21 protein-coding genes and 1 riboswitch are annotated in these 21,900 nt (G+C 50.0%); of the genes, 11 read left to right on the forward strand and 10 right to left on the reverse strand.

Annotated features, from left to right (window positions below):
• Window positions 1–77: 77 nt before the first annotated feature.
• The 7 genes from EXIG_RS08100 to EXIG_RS08130 all read left to right on the forward strand — a co-directional run bounded on the left by EXIG_RS08100 (window position 78) and on the right by EXIG_RS08130 (window position 3,634).
• Complete coding sequence (locus tag EXIG_RS08100; RefSeq protein WP_012370445.1) at window positions 78–482, forward strand: hypothetical protein; 405 nt, start codon at window positions 78–80, stop codon at window positions 480–482.
• Between the two features lie 151 nt (window positions 483–633).
• On the forward strand, window positions 634–1,116 hold the full coding sequence (locus tag EXIG_RS08105) for a hypothetical protein (RefSeq protein ID WP_012370446.1): 483 nt from the start codon (window positions 634–636) through the stop codon (window positions 1,114–1,116).
• A complete protein-coding gene (locus tag EXIG_RS08110) occupies window positions 1,109–1,822 on the forward strand; it encodes a nucleotidyltransferase domain-containing protein (RefSeq protein WP_012370447.1) in 714 nt (237 codons plus the stop codon). The genes EXIG_RS08105 and EXIG_RS08110 overlap by 8 nt, the downstream gene beginning before the upstream one ends.
• Before the next feature lie 17 nt (window positions 1,823–1,839).
• On the forward strand, window positions 1,840–2,292 hold the full coding sequence (locus tag EXIG_RS08115; protein ID WP_012370448.1) for a GNAT family N-acetyltransferase: 453 nt from the start codon (window positions 1,840–1,842) through the stop codon (window positions 2,290–2,292).
• Window positions 2,289–2,900 (forward strand): hypothetical protein, encoded by a 612-nt coding sequence (locus EXIG_RS08120; protein WP_012370449.1) that lies wholly within the window; start codon window positions 2,289–2,291, stop codon window positions 2,898–2,900. The genes EXIG_RS08115 and EXIG_RS08120 overlap by 4 nt, the downstream gene beginning before the upstream one ends.
• A gap of 71 nt (window positions 2,901–2,971) precedes the next feature.
• On the forward strand, window positions 2,972–3,295 hold the full coding sequence (locus EXIG_RS08125; RefSeq protein WP_012370450.1) for an antibiotic biosynthesis monooxygenase: 324 nt from the start codon (window positions 2,972–2,974) through the stop codon (window positions 3,293–3,295).
• 108 nt (window positions 3,296–3,403) lie between these two features.
• Complete coding sequence (locus EXIG_RS08130) at window positions 3,404–3,634, forward strand: hypothetical protein (protein WP_012370451.1); 231 nt, start codon at window positions 3,404–3,406, stop codon at window positions 3,632–3,634.
• 1 nt (window position 3,635) lies between these two features.
• Here the strand turns inward: EXIG_RS08130 and EXIG_RS08135 are convergent, their stop codons facing one another.
• Window positions 3,636–4,859 (reverse strand): hypothetical protein, encoded by a 1,224-nt coding sequence (locus tag EXIG_RS08135; RefSeq protein WP_012370452.1) that lies wholly within the window; start codon window positions 4,857–4,859, stop codon window positions 3,636–3,638.
• 2 nt (window positions 4,860–4,861) lie between these two features.
• Window positions 4,862–6,022 (reverse strand): hypothetical protein, encoded by a 1,161-nt coding sequence (locus EXIG_RS08140; protein WP_012370453.1) that lies wholly within the window; start codon window positions 6,020–6,022, stop codon window positions 4,862–4,864.
• 294 nt (window positions 6,023–6,316) lie between these two features.
• Between EXIG_RS08140 and tnpB the strand changes: the two genes are divergently transcribed.
• On the forward strand, window positions 6,317–7,408 hold the full coding sequence (tnpB, locus tag EXIG_RS08145; protein WP_041261938.1) for an IS200/IS605 family element RNA-guided endonuclease TnpB: 1,092 nt from the start codon (window positions 6,317–6,319) through the stop codon (window positions 7,406–7,408).
• 209 nt (window positions 7,409–7,617) lie between these two features.
• A complete protein-coding gene (locus tag EXIG_RS08150; protein WP_012370455.1) occupies window positions 7,618–8,436 on the forward strand; it encodes an alpha/beta fold hydrolase in 819 nt (272 codons plus the stop codon).
• Between the two features lie 138 nt (window positions 8,437–8,574).
• Here the strand turns inward: EXIG_RS08150 and EXIG_RS08155 are convergent, their stop codons facing one another.
• From EXIG_RS08155 to EXIG_RS08190, 8 genes are all read right to left on the reverse strand, one after another.
• A complete protein-coding gene (locus tag EXIG_RS08155) occupies window positions 8,575–9,648 on the reverse strand; it encodes a hypothetical protein (RefSeq protein ID WP_167315846.1) in 1,074 nt (357 codons plus the stop codon).
• A 313-nt stretch (window positions 9,649–9,961) separates the two neighbouring features.
• The gene (locus tag EXIG_RS08160; protein ID WP_234944611.1) at window positions 9,962–10,993 is read right to left on the reverse strand and encodes an FAD-dependent oxidoreductase; all 1,032 of its coding nucleotides are present in this window, start codon (window positions 10,991–10,993) and stop codon (window positions 9,962–9,964) included.
• An 88-nt stretch (window positions 10,994–11,081) separates the two neighbouring features.
• A complete protein-coding gene (locus EXIG_RS08165; RefSeq protein WP_012370458.1) occupies window positions 11,082–11,807 on the reverse strand; it encodes an energy-coupling factor transporter transmembrane component T family protein in 726 nt (241 codons plus the stop codon).
• On the reverse strand, window positions 11,773–13,332 hold the full coding sequence (locus EXIG_RS08170) for an ABC transporter ATP-binding protein (RefSeq protein ID WP_012370459.1): 1,560 nt from the start codon (window positions 13,330–13,332) through the stop codon (window positions 11,773–11,775). The genes EXIG_RS08165 and EXIG_RS08170 overlap by 35 nt, the downstream gene beginning before the upstream one ends.
• Complete coding sequence (locus EXIG_RS08175) at window positions 13,332–13,907, reverse strand: ECF transporter S component (RefSeq protein WP_012370460.1); 576 nt, start codon at window positions 13,905–13,907, stop codon at window positions 13,332–13,334. Before EXIG_RS08175 ends, EXIG_RS08170 begins: the two co-directional genes overlap by 1 nt.
• Before the next feature lie 105 nt (window positions 13,908–14,012).
• Window positions 14,013–14,112: riboswitch (TPP riboswitch) on the reverse strand.
• 91 nt (window positions 14,113–14,203) lie between these two features.
• Entirely contained in the window at window positions 14,204–14,881 is a 678-nt protein-coding gene (locus tag EXIG_RS08180; RefSeq protein WP_012370461.1) for a 50S ribosomal protein L25/general stress protein Ctc, read from the reverse strand.
• Window positions 14,882–15,231: 350 nt separating this feature from the next.
• Window positions 15,232–17,862: a DEAD/DEAH box helicase gene (locus EXIG_RS08185; RefSeq protein ID WP_012370462.1), complete on the reverse strand. Its 2,631-nt coding sequence runs from the start codon at window positions 17,860–17,862 to the stop codon at window positions 15,232–15,234.
• Between the two features lie 41 nt (window positions 17,863–17,903).
• The gene (locus EXIG_RS08190; protein ID WP_234944518.1) at window positions 17,904–18,944 is read right to left on the reverse strand and encodes a tyrosine-type recombinase/integrase; all 1,041 of its coding nucleotides are present in this window, start codon (window positions 18,942–18,944) and stop codon (window positions 17,904–17,906) included.
• 424 nt (window positions 18,945–19,368) lie between these two features.
• Between EXIG_RS08190 and EXIG_RS08195 the strand changes: the two genes are divergently transcribed.
• Window positions 19,369–19,770, forward strand: coding sequence for a CoA-binding protein (locus EXIG_RS08195; RefSeq protein ID WP_012370464.1), 402 nt, complete (start codon window positions 19,369–19,371; stop codon window positions 19,768–19,770).
• A gap of 167 nt (window positions 19,771–19,937) precedes the next feature.
• A complete protein-coding gene (parE, locus tag EXIG_RS08200; RefSeq protein ID WP_012370465.1) occupies window positions 19,938–21,899 on the forward strand; it encodes a DNA topoisomerase IV subunit B in 1,962 nt (653 codons plus the stop codon).
• Window position 21,900 lies beyond the last annotated feature (1 nt).

Consider the following 21,900-nt stretch of genomic DNA (forward strand, 5'->3'; position numbering starts at 1 on the left):
GACGGATTCTGAAATAACCCTTCAAGACAAGCCGTGGGTGATGGTATACTCAAGCGAGAGAAAGGCAGTGGTAAAACATGCAACAGACAGATCAACGCGAAATCATCGTTTCCATCCGGACGAGTTACGATTTCAAAGCCGATGAAGGACGTGCCGTCCGTGTCGTCGAATTTCACGGACGCCGGACGACCGTCATCGATACGTTTAAAAAATCAACGCCGAAACGGATGATTCTCCTCGAGATGATCCGCGCCGTGCAGTCCTTTAAAGAGCCGTTCCATATCATCTTTAATGTGGAATGCAACTTCGGTTTCAAGTACCTCAACGATGAACGGAAGTGGGAAAACCGCGATCTTGGAGATACGTTCAACGAATTGATTCAAGCAGGCGGACATACGATTGAGCTCCGCGACTGTTCGTTTTACGAAGGTGGCAAAGACTTGCAGAAGTGGCTGCTAAATATCCTGAAAAAAGCGAATTGACCTTTTACAGACAGATGGCGTTCACGGGACGGTCATCTGTTTTTTTGTTGTTGCCATTCCCGTCGTCTGCAAATATGTGGTAAATTTAGAGGATAGAAAAATGACAACCAGATCGACATCACCGTCAACTATTTCGTGAAGAGGTGGAATTATGAACAAAGAAGATCATCAAATTGCCCGCAAGCTCGTGTCTACGTATTTAACAGGGACTCAAATCTCGACGATTCACCTGACAGGCTTTATCAGCATCGAACTGATTAATCTTTATGATGCCACGATTCCAGATATCTCAATCCGGATTGAAACCGACCGCTTGTATTACGGGGATGTCGAATCTTCGAAGGACTGGGTCGTCCGCCATATGCCGAAAGAAGAGATGCTTCACTTGATTGTGACGTTACATACCGAACGAATCATTGCCGTCCGAATCGGAAAAGCCGCTCCTCATCTGTTCATCACCTTCAGTTCGGGAAAAACGCTTGTGATCAACGGGTCGGATACGTATTACGAATCATGGGCCATCGATATGACGTTACCTGATAAAGGCCTTGTCTCGATTGTCGCCGTACCGGGCGATGAACTGGCAGTTTTCGCTTCCGACAATACGCTTTTGCATAATCAGACACATGAGTGATCAGCTTCAAAAGGCACTTCTGACCGCACGCTCCGTTATCGAAAACCGTTATCCGGATTGTGACGCCGCTTTACTCGCCGGAAGTTTTGTCCGGGGACAGGCGACTGCGACATCCGATTTGGATCTCGTCGTGTTTTATGAATCCGTTGCAGCTTCTTACCGGGAATCGTTCACCTTCGATCAATATCCGGTCGAAGCATTCATCCATTCGAGTACGACCATCCGGGAGTTTTTCCGGCAGGACCGGGAACGCGGACGTCCGTCGATGCAACGGATGGTCGCAGAAGGTCTCGTCGTACGGGATCATCCGATGCTTGTGCCTCTGAAAACACAAGCCGAAACAGAGTTACTTGCCGGTCCGCCGGTTCTTTCGCTTACTGAAATGAACCGGGCCCGGTACTTTCTGACCGATCTGCTCGATGATTTCATCGGCGTGAGCGACCGGACGGACGGGCTCGGAATCGCTGCCCGGTTGCTCGAACAAGCGACGGACTTCCGGTTGCGGGCTTCCGGTCACTGGACGGGACAAGGGAAATGGCTGATCCGCAGTCTGGCAATCGTCGATCCGGTCGAGGCCAAACGATTGACGGACGCTTTTAATGTGTATTTCCGATCCGATCAAAAACAGGCTGTCATCGATTTGGTGGAACAGTGGCTCGATTCGCATGGCGGTCGTTATTTTGACGGTTTTTCAATCGGAAAGTGAGAAAAGGGGAGAGGCGGATGCTGACTATTCGGGAAGGGACGGAAGAATCCGCTCCCTACAAAACGTTTCTGCAGGAAAAAATTCGGACGTATAATAATGAACAATCCCCGCACCATGCCAAAAAACGCCGTGCTGCGGTATATCCCGTCCATGTGATGGTATTCGAGGAAGAACAGATTGTCGGAGGAATCTATGGGGAAATCTATTGGGGTTGGCTTGAGATTGAATTTCTTTATCTACCGGACAGCTTACGTGCGCAAGGTCTCGGCAGTCAACTGTTACACCGAATCGAAACGTTAGCGCGTCAATCCGGGGTTAACCGCGTTCTTGTGACGACGTTTTCTTTTCAGGCGTATGACTTCTATCAAAAATACGGATACGAGACAGTCGGCGTGATCGCGGACTATCCACCCGGATTCTCGCACTACACACTCGTCAAACACTTTATTCCGTCTTCAGGTTCGGCATGAAGAAACGGATTTGGTTGTTCTTGGCTATGATTTGTCTCGCTGGCGGATTGCTCTCCTCACTGAAACAAACGGCACAGATTGCTGCTTATGGCGTGACGCCTCAAACGTTGATCGATGTCATGAATCAGTATCCGGCGAAGGTTCCGTTCTCGACCAAACAGGTGTACTGGATCGAACCGCTCGGTGACAGCCATACGATTGCATTCGTCAAAACGGAAAAAGCGCATCTGTTACTCGTGTTGCAACAAACGGACTCGACCTATCGGATCGTCCGCCTGATCCGCCAAGCGCCGCAACCAAACGACTGGTTTGAAGGACGGTTACTGGAAATCGAGCAAAAACGTTATTTGGCCGTTTACGGGGAAAATCGCTCCCAAAACCTGAACCGGTTGACGTTTGATCCGTATAAAGCGACGTACGACGGGAAACAGGAACGGAACGTACCGCTGAAAGACATCAAACGGACGCTGGATGTCCGGAAAAAGGACAGTTTCCATACGATTCAAGCCTTGCCGGAAGCCTTTCCCCGGTCGCTCTTTTTTGATATTCATGCTGTCGATGCACAGGGCAACGAACAGTTGCGCCGGTTGTCGAATACGCTTGACTGAAGTCTCCGGACTGGGAAGAGCCGTCTTGCGTTCGGTATACTGAAGATAGTTAAGACAGAGGGGGACATAGTATGTGGATTGTCATGAATCAACTGCGTGTACAAAACGGAAAAGCCGATCAAGTCGCGGCACGTTTTCAGACGACAAAAGGAATTGAGCAGATGGAAGGATTTGTCCGGATGCAGGTCTTAGTGGATCTCAGTCAGGATGAGCATGATATCGTCACCATCATGACGACGTGGGACAAACAGGAGCATTTCCATGCCTGGCAGGCGAGCCAGGCCTATAAAGGTGTCCATAAGAAACGGGATGAAGGGACATCGGAAGTCAAACCGCTTGTCCTGTCAAACGCTGTCACGGAATATGCCGTCGTCGCCGATCATACCCACGCTTAAGCAAAACCGTCTTTTCCCATGAATGGGGAAGAGACGGTTTTTGTCTGGAGTGGATGATTCGGAAAGCGGGTAAAAGAATTAAAATTGAACCTCGAGAGGTGACGGAAGATGGCGACACGTAAAGGCATCGGTTCCGGTTTGACAGTTTTGTTCGGCATGATGTTCATCATCGATTTTTTCCTGTCCGGCGGTTTTGTCTACCTGTACTTTTTTGCCCTGCTGATTGCCTGCGCGTCCTTTTTACGGGAGCGGCTGACGCGCGGGGAGTGGTTGCAGGAAGGAATCGCCTTTATCTTGTTTTGTGCGGTCATTTTCCTCGTCGAACAGCTGATTTTTTAAATCATTTGACCTGATAGGTATCAAGCAGCAAATCGCGCCCTTCTGCAGGCAACTTAAAACTGATCTTCCGGTGGACATCTTCGATATAGACATCGGTTTTTTTGATCCGCCGGTCGAGATAAATCTTAAATTGTTGCGCTTTTCCGTCCTTCATCAACGTTAAGTACGGTCGCTCGGCGAGTCGTCCTTTCCGTTCGGTCTCTTCGCTTGTGTTAATCAAACGAACCAGCTGTTTCGATTCTTCGAGTGAAGTCTCGATAAACGTCTCCGGTGCCAGCAGATTCGTCTCGTGTTGGCCACCGTCCCGGTCTAATTTCATTTTCGGGAATGGACGGTCATGAAACAGGGCGAGCCGCGGTACCGAATAGTCCGCGTCGATCAGCTCGTCCGGCGGTACGTTCAGACCGGACGGCATCTGTTGTTCCTGCGTGACAGTCAGCTGATAACGGGTCGTTTTTCCCGTTTTTTCCTTGACCGTGACCGTACCGTAAACCCCGTCTGTATGCGGCGTCTCCGTAAACTCGATGGTAGCCGGTTCCTTCGAAGCGTGAATCGCGGCACGATACCGTGCTTGACCGATCAGACTCAGCTGAAGTTCGTACGGTTCCTGAATTTGAATATTCGATTCGAGAACAAGCGGAACGGTCCCGACGAACGGTGTCAGTTCCATCACATTCGTGACAATCGTCTGTTTCGTCTGTTCGTTCGTGGCTCGGACGACAAGATACCCCGTCGTCGGAACGGTCAACTGCCGCGCGGACTTCATGAAGGCGTACCCGGATACCCGGACCGATTCCTTTAAGTCCGGCGATAGCGGATGAATCTTCACCTGACTTTCAGGTGTCGTCAGATCATCCGATGAGAAGCGGTCCTGTTTTTTCGTTAATTTGTGGAATCCTGGCTTTGAAATATAATCATGGCAGTATAAGAAACGGTCCTGTTTCGTTTTCAAATAGACTGCCTGCACCCCGCGCGATTCCGGGAATTGGCTGACCAGATTCACAAAGTATTGTGTCCCGACGGAATACTCCTTCGGAGCCGGAACTTTTTTTGTCGCACATACCTGTTTGATGAGGACGCCAATGGCCGGGTCGTCATCCTTGAAGTCTGTCAGATTCAATGTATCGTACACTTCGGGCAGATACGTATATTCAATCGGTTTGGCGTCCGGACTGCATCCGCTCAACAGGATGGCCGCTATGCTTAACAGCACGATTTTCCGCATCTTCAGTCCTCCAGTTCAGCGGCTAAAGCGGTCGCCAGTTTCCCGGACAGCTTCGCCGTTTTTTTGGTTCGGATGTCTTTGACATAGAAATCCGTTTTGTTCGCCCGTGTTTTGAGATACAAATCAAACGTCTGGACTTTTCCGTCTTGAATCAAGGTCAGGTAACGGATATCTGCCCGACTGCCTTGCGATTTTTCCAGTGTGACGTCTTTTAATTCATCTGCGATCTGCTTTGCTAACTTGTCGGATATTAACGATAGTTGCCGGAAGTTGCCGTCACGTAATGCTGCCTCGTTCGGATGAAGGAACCCGTGTATTTCTTTGTTATCGGTGCCGATGCCGTTAAACCCGCGGACAGGCAGGTCTTTGACGATCGTCTCGTAACGCAGGGAAATCGTTTTATGCATCGGCTCTTCCGGATCCTTGGATTGGAGCGTCAAGTAGGGAATCGTTTTGTTTGCCGGTAAGACGTCAGGGAGCGAGTGATAGGTTAATCGGGCCGGTTGTTTCCCGTGTTGTGTCAACAGATCCTGCTGATTTTCATACAAATCATCCTTCAGTAACAGCGTATAGGTCGTAGACGGGAGACCATCTGTCGTCTTTTCGACGGACAGTTCCAGCTTTTGATAGACAAACGAAGCCGGTAATCCAAACAGCGGTTGCTGTTGACCGTCTTCCTCCTCCAGAAAAACGACTTGACCCGTTACGGGAAATTGAACGAAGCCCCGTCGGATTTGTCCGGTTCCGTCGATGACCTCATGTTTCCGTTTCATCGCCTTTTCAAAGGTCCGGGTCGTCAAAACCGGTTCCGCGACTGCTGAGAACTCTTGCCCTTTCGTCTGCTTCAGCCACGGATGGTCGTTCAGCTGAATCGAATGCGTGGTCAGACGAGATGTCTTCGGCGAACGGCACGTCAGGTAATAGTCATCGCCTGTCGCAATATACTGCAGCTCGATCGGCGCGGTATAGTTTCCGAGTTGTTGTAAGTTAAAGTAAAGACCATATGTATCGAGCGTCCGGTAACGCTTCGGCATCTTAACGATATGCTTTTTTTCTTCACATGTCTGCAGCAGGCGGGCAGATTGTTTTTTTGAAACCGGTTCATAGGCTTCATCTGTAAAATTAATGGCTTCCCAATATGTGGAGGATCGTTTTAACTCCAACAGCCGCTCCGTTCCGCATCCGGTCAAGAATAAACTGCCGATGAGACTGATTGCGAGTACAGATTTCTTAATGATAATCGCTCCTTCATTCTTTTAACAATATTTTACCATGATGATACCCTTTTAATTCCATAAAGATTCAAATCTGAAAACAGTTTAACTAAATTTAGTGAGAATTCTCCAGCCTCTCAGGGCGAAGCCCAGCGTAGGTGGGAGATGAATCGCCCTGTTTTTCCAGACTGAGATTGTTGGATACAATCAGTGTAACGAATCAAAAGGAAAGGTGTGATTGCGTTGCTGAAGGCGTACAAGTTTCGACTCTATCCGACGAAATCCCAACAAGAATATTTCGTGAAGACGTTCGGTTGTGTCCGTTTCGTCTACAATAAGATGCTCGAAGAGCGGATCCGATTGTATGAAGATTCGAAACTGAACCCTGACGCGAAACAGAAGCTCCCAACCCCGGCGAAGTACAAGCCGGAATTCCCTTTCCTCAGAGAAGTCGACAGTCTTTCCCTTGCGAACGCTCAGATGGATTTAAACAAGGCGTATAACAACTTTTTTCGAGATCCGTCTGTCGGGTTTCCGAAGTTCAAATCGAAGCACAACGCCCGTGCCTCTTACACAACAAATAATCTGAAGGGGAGCATACGAATCGAAGATCGTAAGGTGAAACTTCCTAAAATAGGTTTCGTAAAGTTGAAGCAACATCGTCCGTTCGATGGTGTGATCAAGTCCGCTACGGTCTCGATGACGAAGACCTCAAAATTCTTCATCTCCATTCTTGTCGATCAATCCGAAGAGCAATGGGTTCTCGCTAAGAAAAAAGTAGGAATTGACCTTGGTCTGGAACACTTCGCCATCATGACAAACGACGAGTGGACTTCTGAGAAAGTTGAAAATCCTCGTTTCCTTCGAAAGTCCGAAGAGAAGATCAAGAAGGCACAACGTGCCTTGTCCCGCAAAAAAAAGGGGAGTAAGAATCGAGACAAGGCGAGGATCATCCTCGCCAAGAAGCATGAGAAGATTGTAAATCAACGTCAAGATTTTCTTCATAAGCTGTCGAAACGGATCGTTGACGAGAACCAAGTCATCGTCGTCGAGACACTGAAGTCGAAGAACATGATGAAGAACCATACGATCGCCAAATCGATCGGAGACGTCAGTTGGTATGAGTTCGTCCGGCAGTTGGCCTATAAATGCACCTTCTACGGACGAACACTGATCAAAGCGGACCAATGGTACGCCTCAACGCAAATCTGTTCTTCTTGTGGAACGAAAGGCGAGAAGAAAACGTTGGATGTGCGCGAGTGGACATGCCCTTGCGGGGCGCATCATGATCGAGATATCAACGCAAGTATCAACTTGTTGCTGTTAGCAGACTAAAACCCCTTCAGGGTGGGAACCACCCGATGAGCTTGGTCAATAATCGTAGCTCGTAAAAGTACGGTCTTCCCAAGAAGCTCCCACTTCAATTTGCGAAGCGAATAAGTGGTGAGTAGTTCACAGTTAAGATGTTAGTTTTATGGTGCAACCGGGTATTCTGTAATTATGCACGGAAGTTCGACCAACTAAAACAACGGGGGTTTTCACAGATGGGTACATTTATTCAAGCAGTTGACGGAACAAAGATTTACGTGGAAGATATCGGTTCGGGACAACCGGTCGTTATGTTACACGGATGGCCGGCCAACAATAACATGTTCGAATATCAAAAAAACCGTTTGCTTGAAGAAGGGTACCGTTACATCGGCGTCGATTACCGCGGCTACGGAAAATCGGATGCGCCGGCTACAGGTTATGACTATACGACGATGGCGTCGGATATCAACGAAGTGATTCAGCAATTGAAATTAACGAACGTCACCTTACTCGGTTTCTCGATGGGCGGCGGAATCGCTTTAAAATACCTCTTGAATCACGGAGAGTCCAATGTCTCAAAATTGATCTTAGCAGGCGCAGCCGCACCGATCTTCACGCAACGCGACGGTTATCCGTACGGTATGAAGAAAGAGGAAGTCGATGCCTTGATTGAGGACACGAAACAGGACCGTCCATCGATGCTGAAAGGATTTGGGGAAATCTTTTTTGCGAAAGAGCATCCGGAACCGCTCCTGCAATGGTTCCATAACCTCAGTGTCGACGCCTCTTCCCACGGTACGATCCAGTCGGCGATTGCCTTACGGGACGAAGACTTACGCGACGGTCTGCCGAAGATTTCGGTCGATACGCTCATCATGCACGGTAAAAAAGATCAAGTCTGTCCGTTCGAATTTGCCGAAGTCATGCATAAAAACATCAACGGTTCACGTCTTGAAGTCTTTGAAGAGAGCGGACACGGGATGTTCCTCGACGAACGCGAGAAGTTCACGGAAACACTGGTTGCGTATTTAAAATCAGGTCAAACGGTCTAATTATTCGACACAAAAAGGCGGACACAAAAGTCCGTTTCTACGAAGATCAGGGGAACAGATTCTAAATCTGTTTCCCTGATCTCTTTTTGAATATAACAATCCGTTTTCGGAAAAGATGACGTCTCGATCCGTTTCGAATTAAGGTGCTTCTAATTCTTCGCTGACTTGTCGTGCCAATTCCCCTGACAATCGTGCACTTTTTTTCGTCCGTTGATCCTGCAAATAAAGATCCGTCTTATTCGCACGTTTTTTCAGATACACGTTAAACGTTTGCGTGTTGCCGTATTCAAGCAATGTCATATACGAAAAGGGTGTCCGCGTACCTTGCGGCTCTTCCAACGTCACAGCCTTTAACTCTTCCGTCATCGCCCGGGAAAGTCGTTCCGGCAGGATGACCATTTCACTGAGTTTCGCCTTTTCAAACGATTTCATCGTCGGATGGAAGTAAGCCGTGATTCCGTGCGGCTCCTCTTCAAGTTGGTATTCCTTGACCGGACGGTAAAGTGGCCGATAACGAACAGACAGCGTCTTTTCTTCCACTACCCGTTCTTTTTTTACGCCTTGCATGGTTACGAAGGGCACGGTTTGATTGACCGGTAATGTTTTCGGCAAGGAAAGTTGCTTCGTTTTGATCCGGGTCGATTTGTCGGCTGTCATGATTTGTCGATCCGTCATGTCCCAACCGTCACGTGAAAAAGTCAACGAGCGGGACGTTGATCCGTCGATATGACGGCGGCTCACCAAATAAAACTCGCCTTGCTGGTGAAGGGACGACAGCGGAATGTTTCGAATGATGTGCTCTTGACCGGACTCTGTCATGACAAACAACAACTGTCCCGAAATCGGCAATTGAAACGCATGGTACGGCTTCAAATCCTTCGCACATTCATTGTCTGCGCTCATTTCCTGATTGACGGATACATGTCGGTCCATTTGTTCTTCTGTCAACGGAATCGAGACAGGTGCTTGAAGGGCGACATGATCCGAATCCTTCGTCAAGCGGACCCACGGATGGTCCGACGCTTTCACCGGATGGACACGCAAGTCCTGTGTCTTCGGCGAGCGACATGACAGGTACATCTGATTGCCCTGTGCCAAATAAACAATCTCGGTCGGAAACGGCGCAATTCCCAGATTATTTAACGTAAAAAACATGCCAAATGTCTCTAATGTCCGATATGATTTCGGAAGAGACACCGTTTTGTTCTGCATACAGGTCCGCAACATTTGGTTCTTTTGTTCAACGGGGACTTCCTGATCCGAGTATTCGTCGGAAACAAAGGAATAGGCGGACCAATTGGAAGGGACAGGCTGAAGATCCAGCAAACGTTCTTGCCCGCAGCCGGTTAACACGACGCTGGATAGAAGCGCGAGAATCCGTACATTATTCTTGATGATAATTCCTCCTTTAATGAATTATCCATTATATTACCATGTTCACGAGATCATCTTCCTTTTTTTAAACATATTCCCTAAACGAAAAACAGGCAGAAAAGATGAGCGATTCACCTTTCTGCCTGTTGATTCAGACCGTATATTTCTTAATGAATCGTCGGTCGATCCATTGTTTGAAGTACCAGCTGAGCCGGTTGGTTCGGTAAAATCGGCCGTACAGCAGGGTGGCCTGGCGATGACCGAGTGCAAGCAGCGTCAAATAATACCGTTGCGGTCGAAACGTCCGTAACGGTTCGTCGTTCACGAACCGGATTAAATTCTGAAACAACAGCGGAGCCTGGCGCACCGCCGTCACCCCATTCTTCGGTGTTTCCGGGTATGCGGTCAGAGTCGCACAGTCCCCGACGGCAAAAATCGACGGATCCTCGAGCGACTGCAGTGTCTCGTGCACCAGTAAAAATCCGCGCGCATCACAGTACAAGTCGGATGCCCGGAACAGTTCGGTTGCACTGGCGCCGCCTAAAAATAAGACGGCATCTGTCTCAATGGAATGCCCGGACCGCAAGTGCGCCGTTTGACCGTCCAGCGTTTCGAACCGGTCCACGATTCGGATGACACCGAGCTGATCGAGCCGCGCGGTCAGTTCCGGTCCTGCCGGATGACCGCTGAGCAACGGCTCTTCATGAATCAGGGTGACCGGTGTACCGTTTGACTGAAAGGATGCGGCCATCTCGACTGCCGCTGCACCACTGCCGACGATGACAGGGGAGTCGGCACTCCGGAACGTCTGGAACGCATCTTCCACCCGATAGTTCGGTTTGATCGTGACATGAATCGGGGTGCTTGCTTCCCAGTCGCTCGAACCGATGTTGCAGGACACGATATCATATGGGACGACCCGTCCGGACTGACAAATGACCTGTTTGCCCGCGGCATCGATCCGCATGACCCGGTCCTCAATCCATGTCTTACCGTGCCGTTCACATAATGCTTTGACATCGATGCGGGTTTCGTCGAGTGTATAGGTGCCGTCTGCTAATCCGGAGAACATGCCGGAATAATACTGATAACGGGAGGGGGTGACGACAATCCAGTCGATTTCCGGATGACTCCCTTGTTTGATGCATTCTAAATGCGCATGACCTGCGCCGACTAAGACCATTCGCTTCACGACATTCACCTGCTTTTTTTGAATTCTCTGCATCTGAGAATATGATTCCCTCAACTGAGTGGACATAATCTTCTGCTTGTCAGACAAAAAGGCGAAGCGACGTCGTGATGCTGCAGACGAGACCGAAAAACAATCCATCAACGCGGGTGACGACCGGTCGGACATAATAGGTCCGGTCCGGTTGGAACTGACGGGCTTCCATCGCAATCGCAATCCGTTCCGAGCGGATGATGCTCGTCGTAAACAGCGGCAGACTGATTGCGAAAAACGTCTGCCACGGCCAAATCGACCGTTGTTGCCGGATCCGGCGTGCCTGGCGGATGGTCCGGATCGCCTGACGGAAAATCGGGATGAAGCGAAGTCCGGCTAAAAATCCGTAAGCCAGACGGACCGGCAGACGGCATTGATGAATCAGGCTCATGACGAACCGGGTCGGATCGGTCGTTGCGACGAACGTTATGCTCAGCAGGACAAAAGCCAGCATCCGCGTTGCAACCAGCCAGGCATGAGCAAGACTCTCTTCCGTGATCCGGAACCAACCGAACGCCCACAGTTCCGTTTCCCCTTTTCCGAACGCCGCCATCATCCAAAACGTCAGCAAAAATAATACCGTATACGGCACAAGACGGAAGACCAGCGTGGACAGCTTCCATCCGGAACAGGCTACACCGACGGCTGCAAACAGAAGCAAGGCGACTGTCACCGGCAGACGTGACGTCGTAATCAGCAACAGCATGACATACACCAGTGTTCCGAGCTTCACGGCCGGATTAAGGCGTGCGAGCAACGAATTGTTTTCCTGCACGGTGTTTCACCTCCTCGAGTTGCTGATAGCGTACCGATACCGGGCGGATCAACTGGTTATGCTCAAGCAATGATTCGTTCCGGAACAATTCATCCGGTGCCCCGTCAAACTGAACGTGCTTCTCGCCGATGACGACAACGCGGTCGGCGTAACGGTAGACCAGCTCCATGTCGTGCGTCACCATGATCAGCGTAGTTCCCGCTTCCCGGGCTTGGTGTAACACATCGAGAATCTGAGCCGTCGTCTCAGCATCTTGTCCGAAGGTCGGTTCATCGAGTAACAGGACAGCTTTTCGTTCCAGCAGCATCGTCGCGACACTTAAGCGTCTTTTTTGCCCGAGACTGAGTGCCAGCGGGGACTGAGCGGCGACATCCTCCAAACGGTAGTGTTGCAGAGCGTCAGCTACTTGACTTCGTGCCGGTGACGGAGAGCTGATGGCCAGTTCATCGGCGACCGTCTGTTTCAGAAATTGAAACTCCGGTTGCTGAAAGACGAAACCGACCTGCCGGTAAAACGTCCGGTCCCGCCATTTTTTCAAAGGTGTCTGAAACAGCTTGATCGTCCCGCTTTGCGCCGGCAACAGTTTTGCCAGCGTCTCAAGCAGGGTGCTTTTACCGGCACCGTTGCGCCCGACGAGCATGATCCATTCTCCGGCGGACGCGGTCAGCGAAATCTGGTCTAGAATCATCCGTTTGCCATGCGCGATCGTCACATCGGTCAAATCAAGCGTCGTTTCGTTTGCAACCGGACGTCTTGCGACCGGCGGGCCATCCAGGAACCGTGCTGTTGCGATCGTCAGTGGAATCGTCTCGAGTGTATAGGGATAGAGCAGTGGGCACATGATACCGTGTCGGGTCAGGTCCTCCCGTTTCTCCTCGAAGACATCAAGCGGGGAACCGTCAAGCCTCAGCTGTCCTTCCCGAAAGACCAACACACGGTCAGCAAACGTCACACATTCTTCCAGTTGATGTTCGATCAACACCAGTGTCACGTTCGGATTGTGATGCAATTCTTCAATCAGCTCCATCATCAATCGGCGGCCGTGCGGATCGAGTTGCGCCGTCGGTTCATCGAGTAACAGGATGTCCGGTTCGAGTGCCAACACACAGGCCAAAGCAAGCCGTTGTTTCATCCCGCCGGACAGTCCGGCAATTTGCGTCGTCAAGGCGAGGTCGAGTCCAACCCGTTTCAACACCGTTCTGATTCGTTCTTCCATTTCATCGCGGGGAATACTCCGGTTTTCCAGACTGAAGGCGATTTCCGCCCCGACCGTCTGCATGCAAAACTGATCGTCCGGCTGTTGAAACAGCATGCCGACGGTTCCGTCTGCGCGCCATTCACCGGTGACTTCCGCCTCAATCGTTTCCGGCATCAGACCGGCAAGCGTATGCAAGAAGGTCGTTTTGCCGCTGCCGCTCGGACCAATCAATAAGGTCGTCTCTCCTTGCCGGAGCGACACGGTCAAGTCGTTTAAAACATCTCGGTCTTGATCCGGATAGCGGACGGTCAGATTCCGGCACCACATCAGGCAGCCCGCCGTTTCTGTTGTCGTCCGACGGCGTAACCGTTCAGCGTTCCCGTCTTGACGAGTGAGTCGACGATGATTTTCGCGAGCAATCCGCCAAGTAATGCCCCACTGACCAGTTGCAGGGAAAACGTCAATAGCAGTGTCGTCGTCGTATAGTAGGCGAACCCATTGACGACCAGACTATAGACCATACTTCCGACAGCCGCAAACATGCCCGACAGCATCAAGGTGAAGGTGTTGAAGTTCCGGTAGCCGACTAACAGAAAAGCAACCTCAGCGCCAATGCCTTGCGCAAGTCCAATCAATAAAGCCGATAAACCGAAGTGACTCCCTGTAAACAACTCGACGGCAGCAGCGACGACTTCTGCAATCAATGCCGCGCCTGGTTTTTGAATGATGTAGGCGACAAGGGGACTGGCGATGACCCAGATGCCGAACATCCAGTTTGCTCCGACCGGTCCAAAGATGGCCGAGATCGGCAACCATAACGTCGACCATCCTAAGTAGAGGACACCACAAGCTACGGCGAGCATCATCATGACGATGATTTCTTTCATTTTCCAACTGTTCATAATCACTTCTCCTTTGAATGCACACCCACAAAGAAACCACAAAAAAGACCGCCCTCTATGAAAAGAGAGCGGTCGTGTAACCTGCAAGATGCAGAAAAAGAGCACGAGGATTCCGCTCCACTTTCCTACGCTAGTATGAACTAGATCAGGTTCAAAGGGTCCGAAGTAAATCGTCTCAGCCGAGCGGGCTCCCCTAGTGGATGTGTCAATGATGTGTACCTTCTTCACTGTACGGCTGTCGCCGCGACTTGTCAATATGCATAAAAAAACCTCCCACGAGGGGAGGGGAGAAAAGATTACTCTTTATCTTCTTTGTTTTCTTCAGCTTGCTCTTCAGAAGTTTGTTCTGAATCGTCTGTCGCTGTATCCGCATCAGTTGCTTGTGCCTCAGCTTCTGCTTCTTCGATTTCTTCAAGTTCAGCTTCAAGTGTCGATTCAACGACCGCTGCAACTTGGATGTCACCTTCTGTGACGACACGGAAATCTTTTTCTTCCGGAAGATCAGCGACTGTAATCGAATCTCCGATTGCAAGTTCCGTTACATCCACTTCGATGCGTTCCGGTAATTTATCTGGTGTTGCGGCAACTGTTACTTTAAAGAGTGTTTGTGAAAGGAATCCGCCAAGTTTCGCGCCAGCTGCTTCGCCGACCAGGACGATATCCGTTTCGACTTCTGTTTCTTCATCCATTTTAACAGCGATGAATTCAACGTGTTTGATTGTTGGTGTAAAGATGTCCATATCGAGTTTGTTGATCAATGTGTTGACCTTTTTACCGCCGATTTGAAGAGCAACCAAGACGTTTTCGCCGTGATCACGAATGACTTTGACCAATTCTTTTTCGTCGAATGAAATCGGTGTGCTTTCCACTTTGTAGCCATACACGACACCAAGAGCTTTTCCTTCATGACGTAATTGCTTTCTAAGTGAGCGCGGGCGTACTTCGCGTTCTTCTACTTTTAATGTTACTGACATGTTCATTTCCCCCTTGAATTTGGTATAGCCCTCAAAAGGTAATGAATGTAGGAGTGGAACAATAGGTTCCAACAGAAATTCATGCGCTAAATGCTAGTTCAACTGGATTTCATTCAGAAATGAAAAACGAAGTGAGTAAGTAGCATTTCTCTCCCAGGTCATTACGCTGATATTGAGAAACAATAATTGAAAAGCGACCGTGTTGTACGGTGCTAATGTAGATATACCCCTGTCTTTCAAAAGTTAAAACCTTTTTTTCTGAATTTGATTGTCGAAAGACCTTCAAACCTGTTGATAGACAACGGATTGAAGGTCCTTCATTTTTTTAAGATTTTCTTTGATTTGTGTGGTTACTCACCTGCTGAATCGATAAAAGCGGGGGAATCGAGCAGACGGACGAGTTCACGAATCGTTAAAATATCCGGCTTCTGATCCGATAAGACGGCATCAATCATCGTCGCTTTGCGATCTTGTAATTCCGCCATCTTTTCCTCGATCGTTCCGGTCATCAACAGCTTGATCACTTCGACCGGTGACTGCTGTCCCAATCGATGAGCCCGGTCAGCCGCTTGTTGCTCGACGGCCGGATTCCACCAACTGTCGTACAAAATGACGGTATCTGCCGTCGCCAGATTCAGACCGGTCCCGCCGGCCTTCAAGGAAATCAGGAAGAGATCAACTTCACCGGCATTAAACCTTTCACACAGTGCGACCCGGTCCTCAACCGGTGTCTCACCCGTCAGCAGAAAGTGGGCACGTTGTTGTGCTGCCAGTCGTTCCCGAATCCGGGCCAGCATCTTCGTATACTGGGAAAAAATCAGGATCCGATGTCCGGCGGCTAATTTTTCTTCAATTAACGTCAGCAGACGTTCGAGTTTTGTGGATTCGCCTGTATAATCTTCGACAAACAGCGCCGGATCACAGCAAATCTGCCGCAGACGCGTCAAACCGGCGAGCAGCTTGATCCGGTCCTCGCGTTTCGTTTCATCGAGGTGCTGCAACGTTTCGAGTTGCAGTTTCGCAAGGTACGAGGCATAGAGTTTCTTTTGCGTCGGACCAAGGTCTGTATAGTGATGGACAATCTGCTTCTTCGGTAAATCCTGCAACACCTCATCTTTGGTCCGCCGCATCAGAAACGGACGGATGAATCGTTTGATCTCGTCATGCGACCACGTTTGAAACGTCTGTAAGTCCGGCAGCAAGGAAGGGAAGATGACTCGGAAAATCGACCAGAGATCATCGGTCCTGTTTTCAAGCGGCGTTCCGGTCAAGGCAAACCGACGTTTCGCCCGAATCCGGCGCAAGCGGACAGCGGTTTGTGACGCCGGATTCTTCAGATGTTGTGCCTCATCAAAAATTACGACGTCGTATTCGACGGCCTGGTGTGCCTCCATGTCGGCTCGTAACGACGGGTAGGAAATCAGAAAAATCCCGTCCGCTGGTACTGTCTCGATTTGGTCCAAGCGGTGCTTTCGCGCTCCGGTCAACAGATGGACCGTTCTCGTCGGGGCAAATCGCGTGAGTTCCGCCTGCCAGTTATGGAGCAGGGAGGCCGGGGCGACAATTAAGACCCGTCCCGGCGGCAGCGTCTCAAGATACCCAATCGCCTGAATCGTTTTCCCGAGTCCCATCTCATCCGCTAAAATCCCGTGCCCGTCGTGTCCGGCGAGATTCGCCATGAACTGGATCCCTGCCCGCTGATATGGATACAAGTGGCGGTCGAGTACTTCCGGGAAGTTCAGGTAGACTCCTGTTCCATTTTTCAGCTCGAGCCATCGTTCTGTTAATTGTTTATGGACATGCAAGAAGGAGGCGCCGACCAGATGTTTGAGGTTCGGCAGAGCCGGCGCGCGCAACACCGCTTCAAGTTGGTCCTGTTCCGCGGCTTCGAGTTGTCGAAAGACGCGTTGCAACTGTTCAAACGCCCGGTTCTCAAACGAGACAAACTGACCGTTCTTTAACCGGTGATACGTTTTCCGGGTGACAAGCGACTGCAAGACCTGTTTCAGTTCGACTTCCGGAATCCCGTCCATGGAAAAGCGGAAGGTTAACCAATCCAGGCGGTCCGTCGTGTCGACATCGATCCGCGGATGGAACGGTCCGTTCGGTAAGGATTGGCGGATACTTTCCGTCACTTGAACGACGAGTTCACCGTAAACGACACGGGGATCGAGCAAACCTTTCAGAAATTGATATTCCGCCGCTTCTTCCTCTAATCGATAGCGACCGTTCCGCTCGAGGAAGCCACTCTCCGTCACGTAGCGGAGGACTGCTCCTTCGAGCGATACATCGCGCCCGAGCCAATTTGTCTCTTGCAACGGATTGATCCGAACTCCCTGATAGCTAAACGTCACGAGCAGTTCAAGTCCACCAGCTTCCCGGTCCAGCGCCAGCTCGACCGTCGGCGGACCGCTGACGAGCCGTTGTTTGAGCGGGGGACTGAGCCAGACATCGGCAAGATTCCGTAAGTGGTCACGCCTTTGTAAAAGTCGGTCAAAATACATTGGGCTGATGATAAAACGTTGTTGCGCCGTGATGCTTTCCATCACAATCGCCGAACCGTTGACATCAAATCTGATTTTTGCCCGTTCTGCTTTACTTAATGTTTGCAAATAAGCCGTCACCGCGGCATCTTCGGTCTGCCGCGTCGTCGCAAACGGACGGATTAATGATTGATTTCCGCCAGGTGTGCCGTAGACTTGCACATGATGCATCGCTAGCAACACGGCAACGATATGTCCGCAAAACGATTGATCCATCGCAAGTGACGGACAGTTGCAACCGGCATCGACGCCGTGTTCCTTGACGCGGACGGTGACGGTGAACAGGTCTTCGCCTTGAACGGCGGCTTCGACAAGCAAGTCACCGGATTGGTAGTTTCGCAGCGTGACTTTTTTAGCGGCGACATAGCGTTTGCCGCGACGGAACGCATAGGTATCCGACATTTGTTTGATTTTCCGTTCGCTTAGTCCATAATTCATCTCGTAACTCCTTTCATCAGGATATAGGTGACATAATACAATTATCGTTCACTATCAAATAATTCAATCGCCCGTTTTTTCTCTCGATCACCAATATGGGCATAAACCTGGGTCGTTGCGACTGATTCGTGACCGAGCAACTGTTGAATCGTCAAGACATCGACCCCGCCGGTCGCGAGGCGCGTTGCGAATGTATGCCGTAATTTGTGCGGCGTGATCTGTTTCCGTTCCAAAAACGGCAAAACCGGACGCAAGCGGTCGACGTGCCGCTTTAAGATATGTTGGACCGCCCGGGGGCTCAGTGCTTTTCCTTGCTTCTGAAAAATCGGTTCAGGTCCCCGCATCGTCAAACTGTAATGCGCCGCAAATTTTCGCAGAGCGACCCGGACCGGTTTCGCGAGCGGGATGACACGTTCTTTGTTGCCTTTCCCGATGACGCGAATCGTCCCTTCATGGAAATCGACGGCATTCCAGGTCAATTGTGTCATTTCGCTGAGCCGCATCCCGCTGTACCCGAGCAGCTGAAACAACGTGATATCCCGGACACGATCCCGCTCATAATGCGTGGCTTCCCGGGCATTCATCTCGACGTTCGACGGCAACAGCTGCATCAGTTCGTCCCATTCGCGTTTTGTTAAGTAAACCGGATCCCGCTTCGCCTGTTTCGGACGATTGATTTTCGCGACCGGATTTTCCGACAGCACGCCGATATCAATCAAATGCCGGAATAACGACTGCAAGGCCGATAGTTTCCGGTTGATGACACTCGGGGCATTTTGTTTCGTTAACGCTAAGTATTCCGCATAAGCGGCAATCCCGGACCCGTCAATTTCAAGAAACGCTTCTTGCGTGATATCCCGCGCCTGAATTGATTCTCCCGATGCTTCCGCAACGAACTGGAAAAACGAATCAAAATCGTAGACATACCGCCGCATCGTTGCTTTCGAGAAATTTTTTGACGCCAAGTGATCGATATAGGACCGGATGAAGTCCGGCATCCGGACATACCCCGGCAGATCCATCGTATGGGCGGGAAGGGGTATCGGTTTTACTGTTTTTCCTAGGTTTTTAAACAAACTCATCATTCTATCCCCTCTCTGTCATGAGTATACCAAACGTTGGTAGACGGCACACTAGTTTGCGTGAAATAGTTATTTCACGCAACGTTAAATTGTCAGACAGGGAGCGCTCAGTTGCATCGAAAACTACGCAGATGGGTAACCATTCGACTCGTTGCAAATCAGCATCTCATCGTTATAACTGCAATAAAAGACAATAATAGTATTATGTAAACTGTTAAAACGATTATTTTCCGCAGAAAACCATTTCGCTCTCAGTTGCATCGAAATTCGTTCCTACGGGTAGTTGGTCGTCTCGTTTTCGTACAGAGCGTTTTTAGTTTTTACGTATTTGAATCGTTCCTTTCTCCAGTTGGAAGGCTTAATCCAAATCGAATCGGGTATATAGTCTAAGACTATCCTGTATTTAACACGAGGGGGACATAACATGATTTCAGATCAACAAGCACGTAAATTGTTAAAAGATGCAAAACGCATTGCGGTCGTTGGTGTTTCGAGCGACTCCGGCAAAACGGCCAACTGGATTGCGGACTACCTGGTCCAACACGGTTACGAAGTCATTCCGGTCAATCCGACGTTAAATGAATGGAACGGGCAGAAAGTCTATCCGAGTGTCGCCAGCATCCCGGGACACATCGATATCGTCGATGTCTTCCGCCGTTCGGAATTTCTGGCGGACGTCGCAAAAGATGCCGTCGCACACGGTGACGTCGGCATGATTTGGAACCAGCTTGGATTATCGAGTGTCGAAGCGGAAAGTTTAGCACTCGGGGCCGGCATTCCATACATCGAAAATCGTTGCATTAAAATTGAACACCAGTACTTGTAATCGTGATCCGGCAAGACATCTACTCCTTGACAGTAGGTGTCTTTTTTTCTTGTTTTCTAGATTATCCTTGTCAGATAGCAAGAAGATGCCTACAATTAGATACAGACTACTGGAAAAACGAACGAACGTTTGGAATATTCGGCGTTTTTCTATTTGAGGTGAAAAACATGGCGACAGATTTAAATAATTATAATGATGATGCCATACAGGTGCTCGAAGGACTCGAAGCAGTCCGGAAGCGCCCAGGTATGTATATCGGCTCGACCGATCATCGCGGACTCCACCATTTGGTGTATGAGATCGTTGATAATGCGATTGATGAGGCACTGGCCGGATTCGGGGAACAGATTGATGTCATCATCCATAAAGATAACGCAATTACCGTCCGCGACCATGGACGCGGTATGCCGACCGGGATGCACGCTTCCGGAAAACCGACGGCAGAAGTTATCTTCACGGTGCTTCATGCCGGCGGTAAATTTGGTCAAGGCGGTTATAAAACATCGGGCGGACTGCACGGTGTCGGTGCATCTGTTGTCAACGCCCTGTCGACGCAGTTAAAAGTCACGATTTACCGCGACGGGAAACAGTTTGAGCAAACGTTCGAAGACGGGGGAATTCCGAAAACGACCTTGCTCGAAACGGGAACGACCCGCCAAAAAGGAACAAGCGTCTACTTTAAACCGGACGGAAAAATCTTCAGCACGCTGACATACAATTACGATACGTTAGCGGAACGCCTGCGTGAATCAGCTTTCCTGTTGAAAGGATTGAAAATCACACTGACCGACGAACGGTCGGACAAAGCGGACACGTTCCAATACGAAGACGGAGTCAGCGAATTCGTCGGCTATTTGAACGACGACAAAGATACGTTACATCCGACCGTCGCCTTTGAAGGTACGGAAAATGACATCGAAGTCGATATCGCGTTCCAGTTCACGGATGCCTATTCGGAAAACGTCCTGTCGTTCGTCAACAACGTCCGGACACGGGACGGCGGAACACATGAAGTCGGTGCCAAAACAGCGATGACTCGGGTGATGAACGAGTATGCCCGTAAAAACACGCTGCTCAAGGAAAAAGATAAAAACCTCGACGGCAACGATATCCGCGAAGGATTAACGATGATCGTGTCGATCCGAATTCCGGAAGAATTCCTACAATTTGAAGGGCAGACGAAATCAAAACTCGGTTCACCGGAAGCCCGGACGAGCTGTGACGCCGTCATTACACGCCGCTTGTCGACGTATCTCGAGGAAAACCCGCAAACAGCGACACTCCTGATCAAAAAAGCGATCCGCGCCGCTCAGGCCCGGGAAGCAGCGCGTAAAGCCCGCGAAGAAGCCCGGAACGGCAAGAAAAAGAAACGTTCTAGCATCCTGAACGGGAAACTGACACCGGCCGCGTCAAAAAACGCCGAGAAAAACGAATTATTCCTCGTCGAGGGGGATTCTGCCGGTGGTTCAGCGAAACAAGGACGCAACCGGACGTTCCAAGCGATTTTACCGTTACGCGGGAAAGTCCTGAACACGGAAAAAGCGAAGCTCGCGGATATCATGAAAAATGAAGAAATCAATATGATCATCCACGCAATCGGGAGCGGTGTCGGAGCAGACTTTGACCTGTCCGATTGCAACTTCGACAAAGTCATCATCATGACGGATGCCGATACGGACGGGGCGCATATCCAAGTCTTGTTATTGACGTTCTTCTTCCGTTACATGCGTCCGTTGATTGATGCCGGAAAAGTGTTCGTCGCTCTGCCGCCGCTCTACCGCGTCTCGAAAGGGAAGGGAAAATCCGAGAAGTTCGAGTACGTCTGGGACGAAGAAACCCTTGCCAAAACAACGAAAAAGTTCGGAAAAGGGTATATGATCCAGCGCTACAAAGGACTGGGTGAGATGAATGCACCACAACTTTGGGAAACGACGATGGATCCCGAGACGCGGACGTTGATTCGTGTCACGATCGATGATGCAGCTGTCGCTGAAAAACGTGTATCTGTCCTGATGGGCGATAACGTCGGACACCGCCGAAGCTGGATTGAAGACAATGTAGCGTTTGGGCTGACGGAAGACCTCTCGATCATTGAAAATGAACATGTGACGAAAGAGAGTGTGAACTGAT

The organism is Exiguobacterium artemiae 255-15 (assembly GCF_000019905.1).
Taxonomy (GTDB): domain Bacteria; phylum Bacillota; class Bacilli; order Exiguobacteriales; family Exiguobacteriaceae; genus Exiguobacterium_A; species Exiguobacterium_A artemiae.